This window comes from Psychrosphaera sp., assembly GCF_982872775.1.
Genome location: NZ_CEYNSH010000091.1, coordinates 1 through 2,461, shown reverse-complemented (window position 1 = coordinate 2,461; position 2,461 = coordinate 1). Strand labels below are relative to the sequence as shown.

Annotated in this window: 1 protein-coding gene; it reads right to left on the bottom strand. The window is 44.5% G+C overall.

What is annotated here, in order from left to right:
* Positions 1–142: 142 nt before the first annotated feature.
* The coding region (gene ppc, locus AC4E96_RS14025; RefSeq protein WP_490256272.1) for a phosphoenolpyruvate carboxylase at positions 143–2,461 on the bottom strand (2,319 nt) is incomplete at its 5' end.

The following is a 2,461-nucleotide window of genomic DNA, read 5'->3' as shown; positions in this document are numbered from 1 at the left end:
TCCAATAAAAAAGGCTCTGTTTTCATAGAGCCTTCTGATTATTAAAACTGAAAAAAGTTCACAAGTAGCTTCATCAAAATTAGGAACAAGAGAGATACCCTGCTCCTACATAGCATTGACCTACTTGTATTTTTACAAGGGCTTACCCCGTATTTCGCATACCAATCGCAATGCCGCCAATGGTCACCATCATGGCTTGCTCTAAGTCAGAGTTCATCGGTAAGTCCTCATCATTTTGACGAATACGACTCAGCAACTCTATTTGCAAATAATGTAATGGCTCGAGGTAAGCAGAGCGGATTTGCATGGACTCTTTACCTTGTGGGTCGCTTTCCATGACTTCCTCTTGTTTGAGTAACTTAAGAAGCAGTGTAACGCTGTCGTTTAATTGCTGGCGCAAGCCTTCACCAATTGGCAATAGTTCCTTTGGTACCAATCGTTGGTCAAATGCTGCACTAATGTCCGCATCAGCTTTATGGAAAACCATATCCAACATCAACAAACGAGAGCGGAAAAACGGCCATTGCTCAAGCATCTCATCTAAAGTATCTGTGCCGCGATTGTCGATATAGTCTTTTATCGCAGGCATCACACCTAACCACGAAGGAAGTACCATTCGTGTTTGAGCCCATGCAAAAATCCATGGAATGGCACGTAAACTTTCTACACCACCGTTTGGTTTACGTTTAGCCGGACGGCTGCCTAGAGGTAACTTGCCTAGTTCCAACTCTGGTGTTGCCGTTCTAAAGTACGGCACAAAGTTAGGGTCATGACGCACCAAACCTCGGTAGTTATCACGAGCTGTGGCAGCCATTTCTGTCATGGCATCTCGCCAACTTTGTTTTGGTTTAGGTGAAGGCAATAACATTGACTCGATAATCGCACTTGCGTACAGCGATAAGCTTTGGTTTGCCAGCGTCGAATTACCAAATTTGTAGCGTATCGTTTCGCCCTGCTCAGTAATTCTAAAGCCACCTTTTAATGAACCTGGTGGTTGTGAGCGGATCGCTTCATAGGCCGGTAAACCACCTCGGCCAATAGTACCGCCACGGCCATGGAATAACGTAAGTCCGACATTGTGTTTATCTGCCAATGCAATCAGTTTTTCTTGTGCGGCGTATTGCGCCCAACCAGCCGCTAGTGCACCAGCATCTTTAGCAGAGTCAGAATAACCAATCATCACGTATTGTTTGACGTTTGATTTAGCATTATCCGCTTCATCGAGAGGGACTGCCAATTGCTCTTTGTACCAATCAATATCAAACAGCGCTTGCATGGTTTCTTCTGCGCCATTCAAATCATCTAACGTCTCAAACAACGGCGCGACTGGCATAGACCAATCTACGCCCATTTCACTTAATAACAACTTAACCGCAAGTACATCTGACGGATAAGTCGCCATCGAAATAATGTATATACCAAACGCATCTGGCTCGTTTTGAGCAATGGTTTTACAGGTATCTAACACTTCCTGAACATCATCAGAACAAGGCCACTTCTTTGGGAACAGTGGACGTTTTGAATTTAGCTCTTTAATTAAGAAAGCTTGTTTTTCTTCTTCACTCCATTCGCTGTAGTCACCTAAACCTAAATAACGAGTCACTTCGGCAATGGCGTCTAGATGACGTTCTGAGTCCTGACGTACATCCAATTTAAGTAAATGCACCCCAAAACAGTGCGCACGGCGAATCGTGTCCAATAACTTGTCTTTGGCAATGACGCTCATACCACATTCCAATAACGACTCGTAACACAGCATCAATGGCTCAAGTAACTCTTGTTGAGACACAAAAGTCGGTGTTTCGACAGCTCCGCTGTCTTTGCTATTAAAGGCCGTTAAGGCATCTGCAAGGCTTGCTTCACTTGCTAAAAGCGCTTTGCGCAATGGGTTTAGGATTGCTCGATACGGCTCTTTCAAACCACGTTCTTTCAAATCGTACGCTTTTGCTTTTGAATAATTTCTGTCTTGCTGTTGTTGCTCTAACTGAGCTTCTAAAGTGCGTTGCAGCGCCGGACTGCATTGCGTCATCGACAACTCTGCACATAAGACTTCTAAATCTTCAGCAAACAATTGTGCGGCTCTGTGTCTTGCGTAATACAAGACTTCCTGAGTGACTTTAGAGGTAACAAATGGATTACCATCGCGGTCGCCCCCCATCCAAGAATTGATTTGAACGGGTACAGAGTCTAAAGGAAGTGAGACATCAAAGTTATCTTCTAGTTTGTTTTCTAGCTCACGCATAAATTTAGGAACCGCAAACCACAAGCTTTTTTCAATTACGGCTAAGCCCCATTTTGCCTCATCAACAGGCGTCGGGCGCGCGGCTCTTATTTCGTCGGTATGCCAAGCTTGAGCAATGAGCACCGCAATGCGCTGACTGACTTGTTCACGTTCAAAGTCTGAAAGCTGACCGTGATCGAGTTTGTCTAAACACTTTGTTAGCTCGCTGTATTTATGAAT